This is a genomic window from Fibrobacter succinogenes (assembly GCF_902779965.1).
Classification (GTDB): Bacteria; Fibrobacterota; Fibrobacteria; order Fibrobacterales; family Fibrobacteraceae; genus Fibrobacter; species Fibrobacter succinogenes_F.
This window is the reverse complement of sequence record NZ_CACZDK010000003.1, coordinates 179,148-196,720: the sequence shown is the minus strand read 5'-3', so window position 1 is coordinate 196,720 and position 17,573 is coordinate 179,148. Positions and strand designations below refer to the sequence as shown.

Genomic DNA, 17,573 nt, shown 5'->3' with positions numbered 1-17,573 from the left:
GGTTTGCGACGGCAAGGACTACGTGATTCTCTCTTCTGCCCAGGACCACAAGCGCGTCTTTGACGACGACAAGGGCCCGAACACGGGTGGCATGGGCGCTTACAGCCCGGCTCCGGTCGTGACGGACGCTCTCCTCGACGAAGTGAAGAAGACGATTATCGAACCGACCCTCAAGGGCATGGCCGCCGAAGGCAAGCCTTATACGGGCGTTCTCTACGTAGGTATCATGGTGACTGCGAAGGGCCCGAAGGTGGTGGAATACAACTGCCGCCTCGGCGACCCCGAATGCCAGATTGTGCTTCCGCTCTATGACGGCGACGTGCTCGCCTTGTTCGACGCTGCTGAAAAGGGTGAACTCGCCAAGCTCGGTGCCCCGAAGGCTCCGAAGGGCAGCTCCGCTATCGTCGTGCTTGCCAGCGCCGGTTATCCGGGCTCTTACGAAAAGGGCAAGGTCGTCACGGGTATCGAAGAGGCCGAAAAGAATGGCGCCCAGGTGCTCCATGCCGGTACCAAGATGGCTGACGGCAAGCTGGTGACTAACGGTGGTCGCGTGTTTGGCGTGGTGGGCCATGGTGCAACGCTCCAGGAAGCCTTGAACATCGCTTACGCCGCCTGCGAAAAGGTTCAGTTCGAAGGCAAGTTCTACCGCAAGGACATCGGTAAGAAGGGCCTTGCAAGACTCGCAAAGAAGTAGGAAGTAGAGGTAGGAAGTAGGCAGTGCCGCAAACGTGTCGCTCTGAGTTGTCATCCTCGGAGCGAAGCGTAGGGGATCCATTATGTTTCGTTTGAACAATTGTGACTGGATCCGGCGCGTCATTGCGAGGAGTGTAACGACGAAGCAATCCATTTTGTTACGGACGTCTTCCTACTGAAAACTTTCTACTATATGATTTTAACAAGGAAACTTGAAAATGCAGATTAATGAAGTTCCGAATGCAAAGGTCGGTATCGTTGCGGGTAGCAAGTCCGACCAGGAAACTGTAGACAAAATCACCGCGGTGCTCGACCAGTTCGGCATCGTGTGGGAATTCAACATCCTCTCTGCACACCGCACCCCGAATGCAACCGCGAAGTATGCTCGCGAAGCCGCCGGGCGAGGCCTTCAGGTCCTCATCGGTGTTGCCGGCCTCGCTGCAGCCCTCCCGGGCGTGCTCGCAGGGCACACGATTCTTCCGGTTATTGGCCTGCCCTGCGCGGGTGGCCCGCTCAACGGCGTCGATGCCCTGCACTCTATCGTGCAGATGCCCCCGGGAATCCCGGTGGCAACAGTCGGCATCGGCAACGGCAAAAATGCCGGTTTCCTCGCCGTCCACATCGTCGCCCTCTCTGACGCAAGTGTTCGCGAAAAGCTCGTCGCTTACCGTAAGGGATTGGGCGATATAGAGGGTTAGTAGGAAGTAGACGGTAGTAAGTAGGCTGTGAATTGTTTACTTCCTAATCACTTACCGTTATCGCTTCTTCTCTCGTCTCTAGTCTCAAATCTCTCGTCTTGTTTGAGTTCGCGCTTCGCGCTTTGACGCTTTCAGCGTCCGCAGCTGCACTCGGTCATAAAAATATGCAAGCATATTTTTGCGACGCTCGTTTGGCATGCTTTTCGAGGTCGCTTCGCTTTGAGGTCGGTTGCATTCCGCGCCCTCTGAGCATGCGCCTACGGCGCGGTTCTTTTTGCAAAAAGATTCCTCATGGCGAAAAAGGTCTAAAAGTTGCACCGAAGGTGCCATATTTAAGACTATTAACTATTAACTAGTAATACAAACGCTGGCATACCCGCCAGCGTTTTTTTACTTGTCTTTCACCTTGCTTTGTTATCATCCCTCCATCTCTTATATCCTACTTTTCATCAAAAATCTTTCGTCTCTCGTCTCTCGTCTCTCGTCTAACGAATCCCTACTTTTGTATATTGTCCTTGTCTTAAATTTATTCGCTAAAAAGAGTTTTGGGGCCTATGTTTTGTGGTTTTAAAAAGAGTTTCTTGTTAGGAGTTTTATTGCTCTTGGTAGTGCCGTTTGCCGGTCATGTTGTTTTTGCTCAGTCTGGCTTGTCATCCTCAGATTCGCACAGGGGGCATAATTGTGATGGATTTGGTACTCCAGGCCTAGGTGCAACAGTGTCTTATGACTCTTGGTGCTTAGAATCAAAAGATGGTTCTAAAAAATGTTATGGGAAAGGCTATTCTTCTTCCTCGTCCGCGCAGTCCTCAAATGCGGTGCAGTCCCAAAGCGCGGCGCCGTCTCGTGTTGCAGATGCGTTAGCCAATCCTCAGTCCTCGGCGACTCTCGAATCGCAGTCTCAGTTTGCGACGCAACTTGTTCCAACGCAAAATTCTTTATCGCGGTCTTCTAGTTCTGTTGCTTCCTCCTCCGCTTCGCTCCCCAAATGGCAGACGCTTCCCGAAATCAACGCTCCGTGGATGAAAGGCGAAAAACTGTCTTACACCCTCAGTTGGGGCTTTATTACGGCTGGCTATGCAACACTTGAGGTCAAGCCGAGCAAAGATGGCAAGACCGAATTCCTGACTTTTGCGACTGCCAATAAGACTGTCAATAAATTTTACCCGGTCCACGATACCGTTTACACGCTCGTTCGCAATAAGGGCCTCATGACGGATGTTTTCCGAAAATCCCTCCATGAAGGAACTTTCCACAACAAGTCGCTTATCCGTTTTGACCGCAATAGCAAGAAGGCTTTTCTTTCCGATACCGTTTTCAAGGACCCTGTCAATCATTATGTAAAGCGTTCGGCCGATACGTCTGTATCGATCAATGGACTCGAACATAGCATTATGTCTGCGTTCTATCTTGTGCGAACTCTTCCTCTTAAAGAGGGGGCCACTTCCCGTTTTTCGGCTGTGAGTGGGGAAAAACGCTACGAACTCAAGGTGATTATCCATAAACGAGAAAAAATCAAAACGGATCTCGGTGAGTTCAATACAGTTAAAGTCGAGCCGGTTTTGGATGGCGATGGCATTTTCAAGTCCAGTGGTCGCATTTTTATCTGGTTTACCGACGACGAAAAGCGTCTTCCGGTGCTCATGCAGTGCGAAATCAAGCTTGGGAGCATCAAGGCAGAGCTGACGAAGGTCGAATAGGCGTCTTAAAAACTTACAAAATTGTAAAATCAAACGAAAAAAGAACTTTTACATGAAGTTTTCGAAAAAAACTTCTATAAAAAGTTATATTCCAAGCGTGGTTATTTATCCGAGGCTTTTTTAATGCTGAAAAAATTGTTGTTGCTGTTGTGCTTGGCTAGTTTGGTTGCATGGGCCGCTCCCTCGAAAGGGCGTAAAGCGTCTATGAAGAAAAAGGCGGCTCCGGTTGCCGAAAAAACGGTGGATGCTCCCGCTGCTTCGGCCGCAAATGCCGATGATGGCTTTATGTCTGTTCCCGAGAGTTCTTCTGCGGCTGCAAAAACTGCCGATGATGACGATGAAGAAGAAAGTGTCGAACAGTCCACGGCTGGCATGACTGCCGCCCAGAGAACGGATTTTTTCTCTCGCAAGAAGTTCGAAGAAGAACAGCGTTTGGATGAATATGCAAACTCCGAACGTCGTCGTGACTGGCTCAAAGACCGCTTGATTTTTGAAGTGGGTCTCGGTTCCCGTATGCCGTTCATGGGTGAATCTGGCATGGGCATGGGCTTAGGTGCCGGTATCGAATACATTACCCGCTGGCATATTGCTGCTTTTGCTTCTTTCGGTATGCTCCCGAAGGTCAAGGATAGCGAATTTGACTACATGAAGCTCGAAGGTGGTACGGGTTACAAGATTGGCCTTAACTATTACTTCTTCCCGAAGATTCCTATTCACTTGGGCTTGTCTGCCTCTTATGGTACGGTTTATTTCGACCATGATAAGGAACCGGATGCGGAAGGTCTCCGTAGTTTGATTTCGGTCAAGGGTTTCCAGTTCGATGTCTTGATTGCATACCTCTCGAACGAATGGTATTATTTGCAGTTCTCCTTGGGTATGTACTATGCTCCAAAGCTCAGCAAGAAACCTAAAGATGGTGATCCGTCTACGGACAATCCGAGCTTCAAGAAAACGAGAGATTCTCAGACCGAAGCCGTCGATAAGTATACTTCTCGCGTGATGGACAAGGATGGAATTCCTGATAGAGGTCTCGTGTTTGGTATTACCATCGGTTATGCCTTGCCGGAATTCTTCCCGGACGATACCGAAAAGCGCCGCCGTCAGCGTGAAAAGGAACGCAGCAAGGCTGCCGCAGGTGCCAGTGCCTGGAACCGCTAATTTTAGAGCATAAAAGTTTAGCCCGCCAAGTTCAACTTTGGCGGGCCTTTTGTTTTAATACCCATGTCCGGAATCGAACCGGAATACCTTCCTTCGGAGGGAAGGACACTATCCATTGTGATACACGGGCGTGAGCCGTTAAGGCGGGTATAATATAGTAAATAAGATAAAGAAGAAAAAAGTGGTTAGTAAGCAGTGGTTAGTAAACAGGAATGAATTTAGTGGTTAGTAAACAGTGGCTAGTAAACAGGATAATAAAATGAAAGATTAAAGATTAAAAATTAAAAAAGAAATTTTAACTTTTAATTTTTAATTCTTAATTCATAAATCCTAACCACCAACCACTAACCACTAACCACTAACTCGTTAATCCACAATCTTCACTATCAACTCGTGCGGTTCGGCGTCTACGACGAGCGCGTTGTGGAATTCTCCCACGTCGCCATCGCCTTCGATGACCTTCACGATATCGTCATTTTCCATCGAGTTGCCTTCGGTGCGGCCATAGAAGTGGTATTCGCTTTCTTCGGCGACCTGGTCGATGATAATCTTGACCGTCTTGCCAATCATGTTCTCGGCGTATTCGGCGGCGAGTTCTTCTTGGAAGTCCGTGACCGCTTCAAGCCTTGCGCGGGCATCGCTTTCGTCAACGGCAGGCAGGTCCATTTCCATTACGGGAGTGCCTTCTTCGGGACTGAAGACGAATCCGCCCAAGTGGTCGAATTGCACGTCTTGCAAAAGCTCCATCAATTCTTCGAAGTCTTCGTGTGTTTCGCCGGGGAATCCCACGAGTACTGTGCTGCGTAGCGTCACGCCCGGAATGCGTTCGCGGATTTTGTGCAGAAGATCGACGAGTTCAGCCTTGCGGTAGTTGCGCTTCATGTACTTGAGCATTTTATCGCTTGCATGCTGGATCGGCATGTCCACGTACTTCACGAGGCGCGGTTCGTTAGCCATCAAGTCCAAAAGTTCATCGTCCACAAACATCGGGTACCAATAAAGCATACGGATCCACGGGATGTTCGTGTTGTCCAGAATGGCTCGCAAGAGCTGTGCAAGTGTGCCGCCTTTCTTGCCCTTTTCACGTCCAAAGTAAGTCGTGTCCTGTGCAATTAAAGTAATTTCCTTGACGCCCTGCGCTTCGAGGTTCTTTGCTTCGGCAACGATATCTTCGATTGAACGCGAATCCTGCTTGCCGCGAATCAGGGGGATGGCACAATAGGCGCAACGGCGGTTACAGCCTTCTGCAATTTTCAGATAAGCATGGTGCGGGAATCCGCCCAAGTTCATGCGGGCGAGGTTCTCGGCTTCGCAACCCTGCGGAGCGACAATGCCCATCTTTTTTAAAAGTTCGCCAGGCTTGTAGGTGCCAACCCAGTAGTCCACTTCGGGCAGTTCCTTCATCAGTTCTTCGCCATAGCGACCACTGAGACAACCGGCCACGATCAGCTTCTGCTTTGCCTTTTTCGCCTTCGCCTGTGAGAGAATCGCGTTGATGGATTCTTCCTTGGCGGCTTCGATAAATCCGCAAGTATTCACGAGGATGTAATCTGCTTTGGCTGCGGAATCGCAAGTGACAAAACCTGCATGGAGCATTTCGCCGACGAGATTTTCTGCATCGACCTGGTTCTTGGCGCATCCGAGATGCACGACAAATACTTTTGGCTTTTTAGTAGGCATACCCCCAAATATAGAATTTGAGGCAAGCCTATATGAAAAGGAATATCAGGAAACTTGGCAAACAAGGCTGTTTCTTTTTTTACCAGTGTTTTTTTTTGTGTGTTAAAATATTTATATTGTTTTAAAGGTTTTGCTTGAACATGTTTTGTTTTTTGCAGGACCGTTTAGGAGTTTGAAAAGGAGAGACCGTGAATCTGAAATTTTTGTTTTCTGTAGTTGCACTTGCAGTCCCGTTTAGTTTGGTTGCCTTGACTGCTTGTGATTCCGATACTGGTAGTAATCCTTCAAGTGAAGGCGCTAAAAGCGGATTCCAGTGCGATGTCCGTCGCTCCGGCAATAGTGTTCATGTGACTGAATCATATAAAGGTATAGTTCACGAAGTGACCATCGAAGTGTCTTTGGACGATGATGGTCGCAAAAAAGCGGACATTACCGAAAAAGTCACATATCCGGATGCTTCCGTTGCTCAAAGAATGTGTGCCGAAGAAAAGGAAGAAGCTTCTTCCAATCAGAACCAATCTGAACGTGTAGATTGCGACGGTAATACTGTTGTAAGTTATTTTGTTGAACGCGATGATTTGGAACCGAATGAATATCAAGCATACCGACAAGAACGGTGTGCGAAAATGCGTAAGGCTGCCGAACGTGGCGAACTAGAATAGCAAAGAACGTATTTATATGAAAAATTTTATTCTCGCATTTGCATTCTTGTTTGCCATGGTCGCCTGTTCTGATTCAGCCGATTCTACAGGTGGCAGTGCCGTGCAATCCCAAAATGAAGGGCCGCAAAACTCCAGTGCTTTGCAATGGTCTTATTCGCAACATTCGGATGATCTTTCTAATTGGCTTGATGTAACAAGATGCAACGTATTGAGAAATGATAGCCTGGTGCTCGTACAATCGAGCCTGGCCGGTCGAGAATCCTGTATCTTTTATTTTTTTCCAAAAGGATTGGGGGCCGAATTTTTCGATGAATGCTTGTATATAAATTCGGAAGAAGCCGATTTTCAATATGACATTGTGACATCGTATGCCGAAGATGTTGAATTTCGAATTCTAAACTTGGTTCGTACGGATAATCGCATTGTGGTTCACGCAATTCATCCTACAAAAGATTTGGATGATTATGAAATAGAATATAAGGCATATTGCCGTAATTATCAAAAATGGATGTGATTGAATTTTTTTAAGGAGATACTATGAATTTTAAGCATTTGTTCTTGACAACTTTGCTTGCCGCTTCGTTCGGCCTCGTCGCCTGTGACAATAGCAGCAGTGCTGAATCTTCGGATGACAATTCGAACAAGAAGTCGGGACAGACGTACTGCAACGTGACTACTACTGCTAAATCTGTGACTGTCAGCATGGCCTTAGATGGTGAGGCTACCTATACTTCGACAGTCACTGATGCTGGAAGTAGATATAAGACGATTTCTTCGGAATATTGGTATGCAAGTTCTTCCGATGCGAATAAGGAATGCAATGACCAGAAGAAAGAAGCCGCATCATGGAGAGATGGTTCGTATCAAGTGTCCTGTTCTGGCAATAAAATCTATGTAAGCGAAATAGATGAAGGTTCGTTGAGTGCCCACGAAAGCGACTTTAGAGATTTGTGCCGCCAGTTCGATGCCCGGTATGGTTCGTCGTCAGGACAAAATAATTCTACTACGAATACAAACAATGGCTCAAATGCCGAGTTCTCATGCGATGTTAGCCGTACTGTCAATTCCGTTACAATGTTGTTTTCATACAAGGGCTTTACTTTCGAAACAAGTTCGTCTTTGCTAGGGGCGGGATCTGAAGTTTCTTCTGTGACAAATATGAAGAATGTATATCCGAATAAAGAACGGGCTAATTATGAATGCGAATCCTTGAAGCGAACGGCAGCGGGTTATCCAGAGGGATCCTATCAGATATCTTGTTCAGACAAGACCGTTTCGATAACAATGATTGGTGATGGTGACGATGAATTTGTTTATATGGATGGCTATGCCGATAGTTATTGCGAAACTACTCGAAAAGCTTATAATAACGGTGAACTTGATGACATGTATGAAGGCTTTTAGTGCATTTTATGAAAAAGGAGAAAATTTTATGAAAAAGCTTATTTTTGCATCGGCATTCATGTTGGTCATGACCGCTTGCGATGATAGCAGCAGCCCGACATCTAGCAATACCCCGTCTACGCCGGATACAGGAAAACAGGTTGTTGACGATCCGATTGGTGGCGGTGACCAAAATCCAAACAATCAAGTCGTCGATGCGGGCGAGCCGTCTTGCACGGTTACTACGACTGCTAATTCCGTAACCACAGTGCAGATTCTGCCCGGCGTGGGGTCCTATACCTCGACCGCCGTCAATAACGGTTCGCGTTATTCTAACATCACGTCGGAATACTGGTATGCCGACAACGCGACTGCCGCTGACGAGTGCCGAAAAAATAAAGAGGAGGCAAGCCATTGGTTGGACGGTTCCATGAAGGTAACCTGCTCGGGTAACAAGATTTTTGTTGAAGAAGTGGACGAAGGCAAATTGCGCGACTATGAAGCCGATTTCAGGGAAAATTGCGAAGATTTCGAAGCCTGGGCGAAGAGCTATTCGACTTCAAAAGATCCGGGCTCGTCCACCGATCCCTCATCCACGATTGTCGATATTGGCGGCTATAAGTGCGAAGTATCCCGTTCCGGCAAAACCGTTACAATCCTCCAGTCCTATAAGGGCCTTGGTTTTGAGGAGACTACTTCGTTTGAAAGTGGCACGCCGGTAGGTGTTCGAAAGATGACGTTTACCGACGCTGAAGATGCTGCCGAAGAATGCTATGATCAAAAGGAAGAGGCCGAAGATTCCAATGACCCGCTGTACAAGGTTGAATGTTCTGGCAAAAACGTCGTGGTGACCAAGAAGGTCAAGGATGAGTTTGGTTGGGGCGTTGACGGCTTTGAGGAGTATTACAAGTCCTGGTGCGAAGATCAGAAGCGCCGCCTGAAAAACGGCGAAATTGACATGCTCATCTGATGATGAAAATTGCTTGAAAATCAAAAAAGGCTCCGCGGATGCGGGGCCTTTAACAGTTCGTTGCTATTGTAAAAACTACATGTCTTCGCTAGCGCTGGGCTGGCCAATGCGGTCGTTCTTGCGGTTGTCCACCCAACCGGCGTATCCCTGCGGTGCGAGAACTTCCTTGCCGAATTGCTGTGCGTTTGCGATAGAGGAGAAGTATCCAACGCGTACGCGGTAGAATGTGCCTTCGAGTTCACCCGGATTTTCGACTTCGGCAACGTATGCCTTGATGCCCTGGTCGGAGAGCTTGCTTACAACGCTGTTTGCGGCTCTTCTAGAAGGCTGGATGCTCACCTGGATTACGAACGGACCCGAAGATTCCTGTTCGACACTTGCACCGGAAGAAGCAAAGTTACGGCTCTCGACGAGAGAGGGCTTGTCGTCAGCTTCTGAAAGGGATTGAATGGGGACCAATGCCGGTTCTTCTTGTACTGGTTCCGGTGCTGGAGCCGGTTTTGGGGCTGGAACAGGGGCTTCGGCAACGGGTTTGGCCTGTGCCTGAGGCGCAGGTTGTTCTTCCTTGCTACCGCAGGCGGAAAGCAAGGCGCAGGAAAGGGTAATTGCCCCGAGTAAAGATACCGATTGCAGTTTCATGGGTGAACTCCACATTGAAAAATTTTCTCCGGCAAATTGGAATAATCTTACAAAGAATATACATAACTCTTTGATACTTCGCAAGTTATGAAGATTTATTTTTGTGAAAAAAGTTGAAATTTTACAAAAAAATACGAGGAATTTTTAATTTTTTAGATATATTTAGTGCTCAAATGTTTATGAAGATGAGCTGTTGTTGCTTGCTTGTTGATTCCAAGATATAGATATGCCGTTTGATTTGCGGTATGCGGGAAAGCCCCGGAATTTCTTCCGGGGCTTAGTGAGTTAGAATGAAAAAGACTCTATAGATCTAGTCGCGTTAGGGTACCTTCACCATATGGTAACCGATAGCAATCTTGTCATCCGGAGCGGCGTTGGAATTACGCTTGATGCGGATCGTGACGCTTCCCGATTTCGGTACCGTGAATGTTTGCATGATATATTGCTGATTGTTGTTGTTGGCTGTGTAACTGCTGATGGACTTGCCGTTTTGATATACGGAGACGTTCCAGTTTAGCGGCAGCTTTTTTAACTTTTTGACTGTGCTGCCCTTCGTTAAGTAAGCAACTGCCAACTTGTATTTTTCCCCGGCCACGAGGTTGTTGAGGGTGACTTCCAGATTTTTGCTATTTCCGTTGCCGTCCTTGAATAAGGTCTGATCATTGCCTTTGGGCCAGTAGCCAGAATAGCTCTTGCTGTATGCCATGAGATCGAATGACGGAATGCCCGGTGCAGCACCGCCATCGGTATCTCTATTGTTGAAGACGTGGCCCGCTGTCGATGTCAGGAATATGGGCTTGACCACTTCGGGATGTCCTTTAATGAATGAGCTCTTGCTCATTAAGACTGCAGCCATGGCGGCAGAGAACGGCGTGGAAGAACTCGTTCCGTTGAACGTATGACCGTATTCAGATGGGAATACGGCGTCGTAGAAACCGGCCAAGTTCATGATTTCTGGCTTTGGAGCTCCGGTTTCAGGATTTATGTGGCAGCTGTATTGCAGGTAGTTGTAACCGAGCGATCCTGTCGGACTGTATTGCAAATATGGGTCCGCGGCACCGACGGTAATGGCGTTAGCTGCTTTACCGGGGGAGTGGATTGTGGCCTTCGGTTGCCTGTCAGCGTCGTTCTGAAGGTTTCCAGCATTGATAAACGCTGTAACGCCGGTGTTGTAGATGTAGTTGTCGAATGCGGCATCGACGCTTTCGTATTTGTTGGTGTATTTGTTGTCGTAAGCATAACCGAGGGATACAGTCCCGATGTAAATCTTCGGGCTGAACGAGGACGACATTGGATTGTCGGGGCCTCCTGTTGAGGAAATATGGTCGGAATCGTAGCCGTAGACTGTGGCGGACGGTGCAAATAGCTGAAGTACGTCGGTTACTCCAGTGGCGTGAAGGTCGGTCTTGCCGCCGCAATTCTTGGATGTGTATCTGGAGCGGTACGGAATTTGCGACGAATTGGCACAGCCAAGTTCCATAAAATAAATGCCGATGTCGTTTCCTTTGTATCCATCGTTATGAGCTCTTTTGAGCTGTGATGTTTGGAGCGCTTCGTCACGTGTTGCATAATAGACTGTGTAGGTGCCGTAACCGCGGGTGCTTAATGATCCCGAATAATAGTTAGGCTCTGCTACAGGCTTTTCGTCTTCAATATAGAGGTCTTCCGAAGATTGCAGCTTTGCTACCATTTCGGAAGGCGTCAAAAGAGCCTTGTACGGCTTCTTGAGCGGCTTTATCTTCTTGATGCGGCGATTTTCCCAGTCTTCTGTTTTTTTCAAGAAAGATGCTTTGTCAATTTGCTTTCCGTTCAACCAAAAGGCTTCTTTCTTGGTTTCGTCGTTGTAGGAATAGTGGACAGGGCCCAGTGGCTCTATGTCTGAATCTTCCACGGTCAAGTCGTTCACGATGACTTCCATTTTCGGTTCAGCTTCATCCTTGACGAGGTAAACTGTGGAATCCTTGACTTGACCTTTCTTTAGTTTTCTGCCAAGAACGTCGTTCTTGAGGACGACTTTTTTTGTTTGTATGTTGCCATTTGCCTTTTTGGCTGACTTTTCCGCATTGTACTTTTCGACAAATTCTCTTGCCTTGGGTGACAATCGGTCTAGATAGTTTTCTTCGGTTCCCGCCTGAACTGACGCAACAGCAGCAAGCGAAAATGCCAATAGAATATTGGTATTCATTTATTTACCCCTTTGGTAATAATGTGTGTTTTTTCCTGTTTTTATTTTATTATACCATTTTGAACAACAAAATGATAGACTGAATATAAACTGTTGTGTGTAAAATTGTAAATAAATGAGTGATATGTAATAAAATAATATTTTGTAAACATTACTTTACTAACAATGTGTGCGTTATTCGAGGCTTCGGTATGCCGCTGGCGGCCCCTTTAGGGGGCGCTTTGGCGCTGCTTGCTTATGGGGTTTATTGTCTCTTTTGGGGGGATTTGTCTTGAATGGTCGTGAAATTATGCCCCAAAACATGGAAAATCAGGATATTTTGCTTTGACAGGTTGTTGATTTATTTCTATTTGTAGTAAAAACGATTTTTGTAGTAAAAAGAAAAGGTTTTTATGGGCTTTAATGTGCACGGACTGGCGTTTAAACAGTCCATGATGACCCTTGTTGGATTCAGCATCGTGTTTGCGGTGCTGTTCGGGGTTCTCAGTTTCCAAGTGCAGAGCAAACTTTCGACGCTACTTACGGAAAAGGGCGAAGAGATTAGCCTTTCTAACGTTGCCATTATTGAAAAGCTGTTTGAAAAAGGAAAAAGGCTCGGCGATGAATATGCCGAAGTCCTTGGCAAGGAAATGCTGTCGGGTAAGGATCTGGATGATTTTTTGACCCAGGCGGTTTTTGATGCGCGGCAAACGCTTCCGCAGGTGCTGGCTGTTGTTGTCGCGTACGAACCGGGGATGGCTCCAAAGTCCAAGTGGCATCAGGAAATAATGCGTCTTGCTCAATATTCGGGTGCCGAAATCAAGCTGATTAAGGGTAGCGACTATCTTGAAAAGACTTGGTACAAGAGCACGAAGAATTTGCAGAAAGGGCTCTGGCAGGAACCGTTTGTCGGAGACTTTATCAAGGAGCCAATTGCCATTTACACTGCTCCGATTTTCCAGAAGGATGAATATGGGAATACCGTTTTTGCGGGTGTTCTTTGCGTGGATATGTCGATAGCTTTTCTCAAGGAGACTGTCGCTTCGATTCCCGTATCGGATTCGGGCTACGTTGTCATTTTGTCTGCAAACAATACTGTAATTGCTCACCCCAGGAACGAAGTTGTTTTCAAGGAAAACTTTTCTAACCTCTCTTGGGGGATGGGGGTGCAGACCATCTCGGAGTTCGAAAAAACCGTGCATAGCATGAAAAAGGGACTCTTCATGGGAACAACGCCCGATGGCGATGAAGCCGTCATTTACTTCAAGGCGATGGAATCCAACGGCTGGACGTTCATGATCGTGTGGCCCGCGCATGAATTCATGGAAAGCCAGCGTTCCTTGGAAAAAATGTTTGCGTGGATGAGCGTTGCTGGTTATGTTATTATGCTTGTCTTGATATTCTTTATCTCGTCCAGGGTGTCACGTCCGCTTAAAGAACTTGCCGTTGCTGCAAGAAAATTGGGGCAAGGCGACTTTGACGTGGCGATCCCGCATCTTTCTGGGCGTGATGAAATTGCGCAATTTGCGTGGGCGTTCTTGAACATGCGCACATCGCTCAAGGAACACATGGAAAAGCAAAAGGACCTGGACCGCATCGAAAGCGAGCTCGATTTTGCAAAGGACATCCAGCTCGGGTTCCTCTCGATGGACGAAAAAGAAGAGGGCTCGGAAGATGCTTATCATGAGCTGACTCCGTTCATGCTTCCGGCGAAGGAAGTTGGCGGTGATTTCTACGATTTCTTCAAGCTGGACGATGGACGCTTGTGTGTGGTCGTGGGCGATGTTTCTGGAAAGGGTGTGCCTGCGGCGTTGTTTATGATGGTTTCTCGAATTGTGCTGCGGACCATGGCGCAGAACTTGAAATCTGTGGTGGAAACTTTGGAAAAGTCAAATTATGAGCTTGCCAGACGTAACCGCGCCAATATGTTTGTGACGGTGTGGATGGGCTTTATCGACTTGAAAACGGGGCATGTGGAATTTGCTTCGGCAGGGCACAATCCGCCTGTAATCCGGCACAAGGATGGCTCGGTTGGGTTTGCGAAGAGTAAGGCGGGGATTGTTCTTGCGGCGATGGAGAACTCGCGGTACAAGTTGCAAACGCTCGACCTTGCGCCGGGTGATACGCTGTTCCTCTATACGGACGGCGTAACGGAAGCGACGAACGAGCACGAAGAGCTGTTTGGTAACGACCGGCTGCTTGAGGCGCTGGCTCAGGGCGGTGGTAAGGGGACGGAAGAAACTTGCCGCTTTGTTAAACGTCAAATCGATGCGTTTACGAAAAATACTTCGCAGTTCGACGACATTACCATGCTCGCTATGGAATATAAAGGGGGTGATGCTCTTTAAGCGGAAAAGCACTTGCAGAAAGTGCTTGCAAAATGTTACCCTTGACAGATTTTAAATATTTAGGTATATTTGGCTATCAAAAAATTGAATTTTTAACCAAAGGATTATCGTGATCGGCGTTATTGTTAAGTCCAACGAACCTTTCGAACGCGCTCTCAAGCGTTTCACCAAGTCTTGCGAAAAGAATGGTATCATTTCCGACGTCAAGAAGCGTCAGCGTTTCGAAAAGCCCTCCGAAGAAAAGAAGCGTATTGAAACGGCTGCTCGTCGCAAGCGTCTCAAAGAGATTGCTGACCAGAACCGCAAGCGTCTCTACTAATTCGATTCATTAGTCGGATAATTTGCTAAGCTTTAATGAGTTGTCAGCAGTGGCTGATGACTCGTTAGGTGTTTTATAAAACTTCATCGCTTGGGCGAGGCGTTTCTAATCGCTCGGGGTCAATATGAGTTGTGCTTTGCTTACTCAGATTCTTGACGACATCAAGACCGCCATGAAGGCTCACGATGCCGCAACACTCGGAACGCTCCGTACGCTCCATTCTGATATCAAGAACGAAGCTATGAAGGCTGGTGCCGCTCCGGCTCAAATCATGGATACCATTACGGATGCCATGTGCATTGACGTTCTTGCCAAGAGCGTAAAACAGAAGCAGGAAGCCATCGAAATCCTCAAGAAGGGCGGTCTCTTGGACAAGATTCCTGAAGAAGAAGCTTGCATCGCCTTGTACCGCAAGTACATGCCTGCCGAAATGAGCGAAGAAGAAGTCAAGGCCCTCATTGCCGAAATCAAGGCTGCAACGGGCGCCTCTTCTCCCAAGGACATGGGAAAGATCATGAAGGAACTCTCCCCGAAGGTCAAGGGCCGCTTTGATTCCAAGCGCGCATCCGCTCTCGTTCAAGAAGCATTGAAATAGTCGGAAGTAGGCGGTAGAAAGTAGGAGGGGAACGTTGTCCCCTGACTCGTACTTCGTGACTCGTCACCCCTTCTAGCGTGGCCTCAGACGTCGGCCCCGCAACGCCTCGCTGTCATGCCCGCCTCCGTGCGGGCATCTCCGTTTTATACGGTTCTAAAAAATTATATTTCCTTCATCAATCATTTGTTGTAATTCATTGAAATATCCAAAGGTTTGCTTTATGCGCAAATTATCTTTTTTCATGTTGGTTGTGTTCGCCATTCAGTTGACTGGTTGCTTGGGCTTGGCTTATCGCATGAATTCGTTGGAAAAAACGACGTTTGCGCCATCTCTTTCTGACGCCTACAAAAAAAATATAGGGCTTGATACAGTTTACAATGTTGGCGCAGGTGGAATGACCATTGAACAAATTCAAGAGAAAACACATCCTGCGGTACGAGATTTTCTTTTAGAATTTATTCAGAAAGATGAATTTGATTACAAAAAATATCTGAAGTTTAATTTGGTTGAAGGCTTTATTATGGATGCCGTCATGAAAAAGGATGATGACGAAAATGCCACGGTTTATTTGGTGCATGTGAATTATGGTGGAGAAAAAGATGATTCTTTGCGTGAAAAACTGAAAGCTGTTTATGATTTATGGTACATTGATGGACGCGTCACGAGGCTGATGCGTCGTATTGGTGACAAAATTATTTATGACATGGATGTTGAAAAAAAGTATGAATTAGAATATTATGATGATGGTCAAGTCATGTCCGAATATCGAGGTGAATTTTTAAATGATACTGATGGTGCTTCTAGATATAATGGGACATATACCATATATTCCGAAAGGGGTAAAAAGGCTATTGAATGTGAAATTAGCGATTTGCGAGTGGAAAAAGAATCTTGTAAAAAATGGGATGAAAAAGTAGATTTAAACAAGGTTTTTAACCATTAATCCGTTTACTCAAAACGTATTTACTGAAAAAAATCAATGACTTCTGGTGAAGAAAGACGAATACAAGAACTGGAGCTGCTCTACAAGATCAGCTCCATTTTGAACCAGAGTCTTGATTTTGAGACGGTTGCGCACCCCGTATTGCAGACCGTCGAATCGGTGATGGGTGTCGAGCACGCGACTCTCACTTTGTACAACCGTCACACGGGCGAAATCTCCATTGAAATTGCTGAAGGCCTGAGCAGCCGTCAGGCGAGCAAGGGGCGCTATAAGGTGGGTGAAGGTATTACCGGCCGCGTCGTCGAAACGGGTAAGCCCATTATCATCCCGTCTGTTGCAAAAGACCCGGATTTCTTGGACCGTACGGGCCGTGGTAAGACCGAAGACAAGGCGTTCCTTTGCGTCCCGATTATCATGGAACAGGAAGTCGTTGGCGCCTTGAGTGCAGACGAACACAATCCCGACGAGGCAAACCTCAACGACCAAATTCATTTGCTCGAAATCATCGCGCAGATGCTTGCGACTGCAGTGAAACTCCGCCGCCAGGCCCGAGAAGAAAACGAAATCCTCAAGGCCGAAAACGAACGCATGGCGATGGAGCTTAAGGCGCGTTTCCAGCCGGACAATATCATCGGTAAAACGCCTGAAATGCAACAGGTTTACACGCAAATCGACCAGGTGGCTCGAAGCCCGCTTCCTGCGCTAATTGTGGGCGAAGTGGGGACAGGCAAGGGACTTGTGGCAGAAGCTATTCATTTCCGTTCTGACCGTAATTTAGGGCCGTTCGTGCGAGTGCATTGCGCGGCCCTCCCGGAGTCCGTATTGGACCGGGAACTTTTCGGTAGCGAAAAGGGCGCCTTGGTTGGCGTCGTCAACGAGGCGCCGGGCCGCGTGGAACAAGCCGAAGGCGGCACGCTATTCCTTGATGAAGTCGCAGAACTTACCCCGAACTTGCAGATAAAGTTGCTCCGACTTTTGCAGCAAGGCGAAATGGAACGCGTGGGCGCTCGCTTCCCGAAAAAAGTGAACGTGCGCGTAATCTGCGCGACGACCAAGAACTTGTTGCAGATGGTTTCTGATGGAACTTTCCGCGAAGACTTGTATTACCAGCTCCACATTGTTCCGATTTATGTTCCGCCTCTTCGCAAGCGCCGCACCGACATTGTACTCTTAGCGGATTACTTTGTTGAACATTACTGCCGATTGGTTGGCAAGAATGTTCGTCGTCTTGCTCGCGGTACAATCGAAATGCTCATGAGCTATCCGTGGCCTGGCAATGTTCGCGAACTTGAAAACGCCATTGAACGTGCGGTCTTGTTGACCGAAGAAGACGTCATCTATCCGCATCATTTTCCGCCGACCATCCAGACGGACGAAACGAGCGGAACACCCGTGAGCGGAAACCTCAAGCTGATGGTGGAGGCGTACGAACGCGACATCATTTGCGATGCGCTCAAGAGCAGCAAGGGCAAAATGGCCGCTGCCGCCCGTAGCCTTTCGACCACCCCGCGCATTCTCACTTACAAAATCAAACAACTCGGCATCGACCTCGCCGCCTTTAGTAAATAGTAGGAAGTAGACGGTAGGAAGTAGGCTGTGTCGCAGTCATGCGTCATCCTGACCC

At 47.5% G+C, this 17,573-nt stretch carries 16 protein-coding genes and 1 tRNA gene; 13 read left to right on the top strand and 4 right to left on the bottom strand.

The annotated features are described in order from the left end of the window. The 4 genes from HUF13_RS02500 to HUF13_RS02485 form a co-directional block, all read left to right on the top strand. Positions 1–694, top strand: a 694-nt coding sequence (locus tag HUF13_RS02500; protein ID WP_304038730.1) for a phosphoribosylamine--glycine ligase, incomplete at its 5' end; no start/stop codon positions are given. Positions 695–911: 217 nt separating this feature from the next. Further along, on the top strand, positions 912–1,391 hold the full coding sequence (gene purE / locus HUF13_RS02495) for a 5-(carboxyamino)imidazole ribonucleotide mutase (protein ID WP_173473660.1): 480 nt from the start codon (positions 912–914) through the stop codon (positions 1,389–1,391). 596 nt (positions 1,392–1,987) lie between these two features. Further along, complete coding sequence (locus HUF13_RS02490) at positions 1,988–3,088, top strand: DUF3108 domain-containing protein (protein ID WP_304038729.1); 1,101 nt, start codon at positions 1,988–1,990, stop codon at positions 3,086–3,088. 204 nt (positions 3,089–3,292) lie between these two features. Then, positions 3,293–4,246 (top strand): hypothetical protein, encoded by a 954-nt coding sequence (locus HUF13_RS02485; RefSeq protein WP_304038727.1) that lies wholly within the window; start codon positions 3,293–3,295, stop codon positions 4,244–4,246. Positions 4,247–4,304: 58 nt separating this feature from the next. Here the strand turns inward: HUF13_RS02485 and HUF13_RS02480 are convergent. Both HUF13_RS02480 and rimO read right to left on the bottom strand, forming a co-directional pair. After that, positions 4,305–4,376: transfer RNA gene (locus tag HUF13_RS02480), tRNA-Arg, on the bottom strand. Positions 4,377–4,612: 236 nt separating this feature from the next. Then, entirely contained in the window at positions 4,613–5,926 is a 1,314-nt protein-coding gene (rimO, locus tag HUF13_RS02475; protein WP_173473658.1) for a 30S ribosomal protein S12 methylthiotransferase RimO, read from the bottom strand. A 188-nt stretch (positions 5,927–6,114) separates the two neighbouring features. Here rimO and HUF13_RS02470 point away from each other — a divergent pair, with 188 nt between their 5' ends. The 4 genes from HUF13_RS02470 to HUF13_RS02455 are packed head-to-tail and all read left to right on the top strand — an operon-like array spanning position 6,115 to position 8,941. Continuing rightward, positions 6,115–6,588 carry a hypothetical protein gene (locus tag HUF13_RS02470; RefSeq protein WP_173473657.1) on the top strand — a complete coding sequence of 158 codons (474 nt, stop codon included), beginning with the start codon at positions 6,115–6,117 and terminating at the stop codon, positions 6,586–6,588. Between the two features lie 16 nt (positions 6,589–6,604). Next, positions 6,605–7,102 carry a hypothetical protein gene (locus HUF13_RS02465; protein WP_173473656.1) on the top strand — a complete coding sequence of 166 codons (498 nt, stop codon included), beginning with the start codon at positions 6,605–6,607 and terminating at the stop codon, positions 7,100–7,102. Positions 7,103–7,125: 23 nt separating this feature from the next. Next, entirely contained in the window at positions 7,126–7,992 is an 867-nt protein-coding gene (locus tag HUF13_RS02460) for a hypothetical protein (protein ID WP_173473655.1), read from the top strand. Between the two features lie 28 nt (positions 7,993–8,020). Continuing rightward, positions 8,021–8,941, top strand: coding sequence for a hypothetical protein (locus HUF13_RS02455; protein ID WP_173473654.1), 921 nt, complete (start codon positions 8,021–8,023; stop codon positions 8,939–8,941). Positions 8,942–9,016: 75 nt separating this feature from the next. Here HUF13_RS02455 and HUF13_RS02450 read toward each other — a convergent pair whose 3' ends face one another. After that, the gene (locus HUF13_RS02450; protein ID WP_173473653.1) at positions 9,017–9,580 is read right to left on the bottom strand and encodes an SPOR domain-containing protein; all 564 of its coding nucleotides are present in this window, start codon (positions 9,578–9,580) and stop codon (positions 9,017–9,019) included. A 319-nt stretch (positions 9,581–9,899) separates the two neighbouring features. Then, the gene (locus HUF13_RS02445; protein ID WP_173473652.1) at positions 9,900–11,765 is read right to left on the bottom strand and encodes a S8 family serine peptidase; all 1,866 of its coding nucleotides are present in this window, start codon (positions 11,763–11,765) and stop codon (positions 9,900–9,902) included. A gap of 392 nt (positions 11,766–12,157) precedes the next feature. On the opposite strand from HUF13_RS02445, the gene HUF13_RS02440 reads away from it, so the two are divergent. From HUF13_RS02440 to HUF13_RS02420, 5 genes are all read left to right on the top strand, one after another. Next, a complete protein-coding gene (locus tag HUF13_RS02440; protein ID WP_173473651.1) occupies positions 12,158–14,092 on the top strand; it encodes a SpoIIE family protein phosphatase in 1,935 nt (644 codons plus the stop codon). A gap of 109 nt (positions 14,093–14,201) precedes the next feature. Next, on the top strand, positions 14,202–14,411 hold the full coding sequence (gene rpsU / locus HUF13_RS02435; protein ID WP_014546541.1) for a 30S ribosomal protein S21: 210 nt from the start codon (positions 14,202–14,204) through the stop codon (positions 14,409–14,411). 124 nt (positions 14,412–14,535) lie between these two features. Continuing rightward, entirely contained in the window at positions 14,536–15,006 is a 471-nt protein-coding gene (locus HUF13_RS02430; RefSeq protein ID WP_173473650.1) for a GatB/YqeY domain-containing protein, read from the top strand. A gap of 220 nt (positions 15,007–15,226) precedes the next feature. Then, positions 15,227–15,949, top strand: coding sequence for a hypothetical protein (locus tag HUF13_RS02425; RefSeq protein ID WP_173473649.1), 723 nt, complete (start codon positions 15,227–15,229; stop codon positions 15,947–15,949). Positions 15,950–15,985: 36 nt separating this feature from the next. Then, entirely contained in the window at positions 15,986–17,518 is a 1,533-nt protein-coding gene (locus HUF13_RS02420; protein WP_173473648.1) for a sigma 54-interacting transcriptional regulator, read from the top strand. The last annotated feature ends 55 nt before the right edge of the window (positions 17,519–17,573 follow it).

Excerpts from the sequence above, each read along its gene's own strand:
- HUF13_RS02430 (WP_173473650.1), top strand. The coding sequence starts at position 14,536 with ATGAGTTGTGCTTTGCTTACTCAGATTCTTGACGACATCAAGACCGCC.
- HUF13_RS02460 (WP_173473655.1), top strand. The coding sequence starts at position 7,126 with ATGAATTTTAAGCATTTGTTCTTGACAACTTTGCTTGCCGCTTCGTTC.
- HUF13_RS02445 (WP_173473652.1), bottom strand. The coding sequence starts at position 11,765 with ATGAATACCAATATTCTATTGGCATTTTCGCTTGCTGCTGTTGCGTCA.
- HUF13_RS02450 (WP_173473653.1), bottom strand. The coding sequence starts at position 9,580 with ATGAAACTGCAATCGGTATCTTTACTCGGGGCAATTACCCTTTCCTGC.
- HUF13_RS02485 (WP_304038727.1), top strand. The coding sequence starts at position 3,293 with ATGAAGAAAAAGGCGGCTCCGGTTGCCGAAAAAACGGTGGATGCTCCC.
- HUF13_RS02455 (WP_173473654.1), top strand. The coding sequence starts at position 8,021 with ATGAAAAAGCTTATTTTTGCATCGGCATTCATGTTGGTCATGACCGCT.
- HUF13_RS02420 (WP_173473648.1), top strand. The coding sequence starts at position 15,986 with ATGACTTCTGGTGAAGAAAGACGAATACAAGAACTGGAGCTGCTCTAC.
- purE (WP_173473660.1), top strand. The coding sequence starts at position 912 with ATGCAGATTAATGAAGTTCCGAATGCAAAGGTCGGTATCGTTGCGGGT.
- HUF13_RS02425 (WP_173473649.1), top strand. The coding sequence starts at position 15,227 with ATGCGCAAATTATCTTTTTTCATGTTGGTTGTGTTCGCCATTCAGTTG.
- HUF13_RS02440 (WP_173473651.1), top strand. The coding sequence starts at position 12,158 with ATGGGCTTTAATGTGCACGGACTGGCGTTTAAACAGTCCATGATGACC.
- HUF13_RS02465 (WP_173473656.1), top strand. The coding sequence starts at position 6,605 with ATGAAAAATTTTATTCTCGCATTTGCATTCTTGTTTGCCATGGTCGCC.
- rimO (WP_173473658.1), bottom strand. The coding sequence starts at position 5,926 with ATGCCTACTAAAAAGCCAAAAGTATTTGTCGTGCATCTCGGATGCGCC.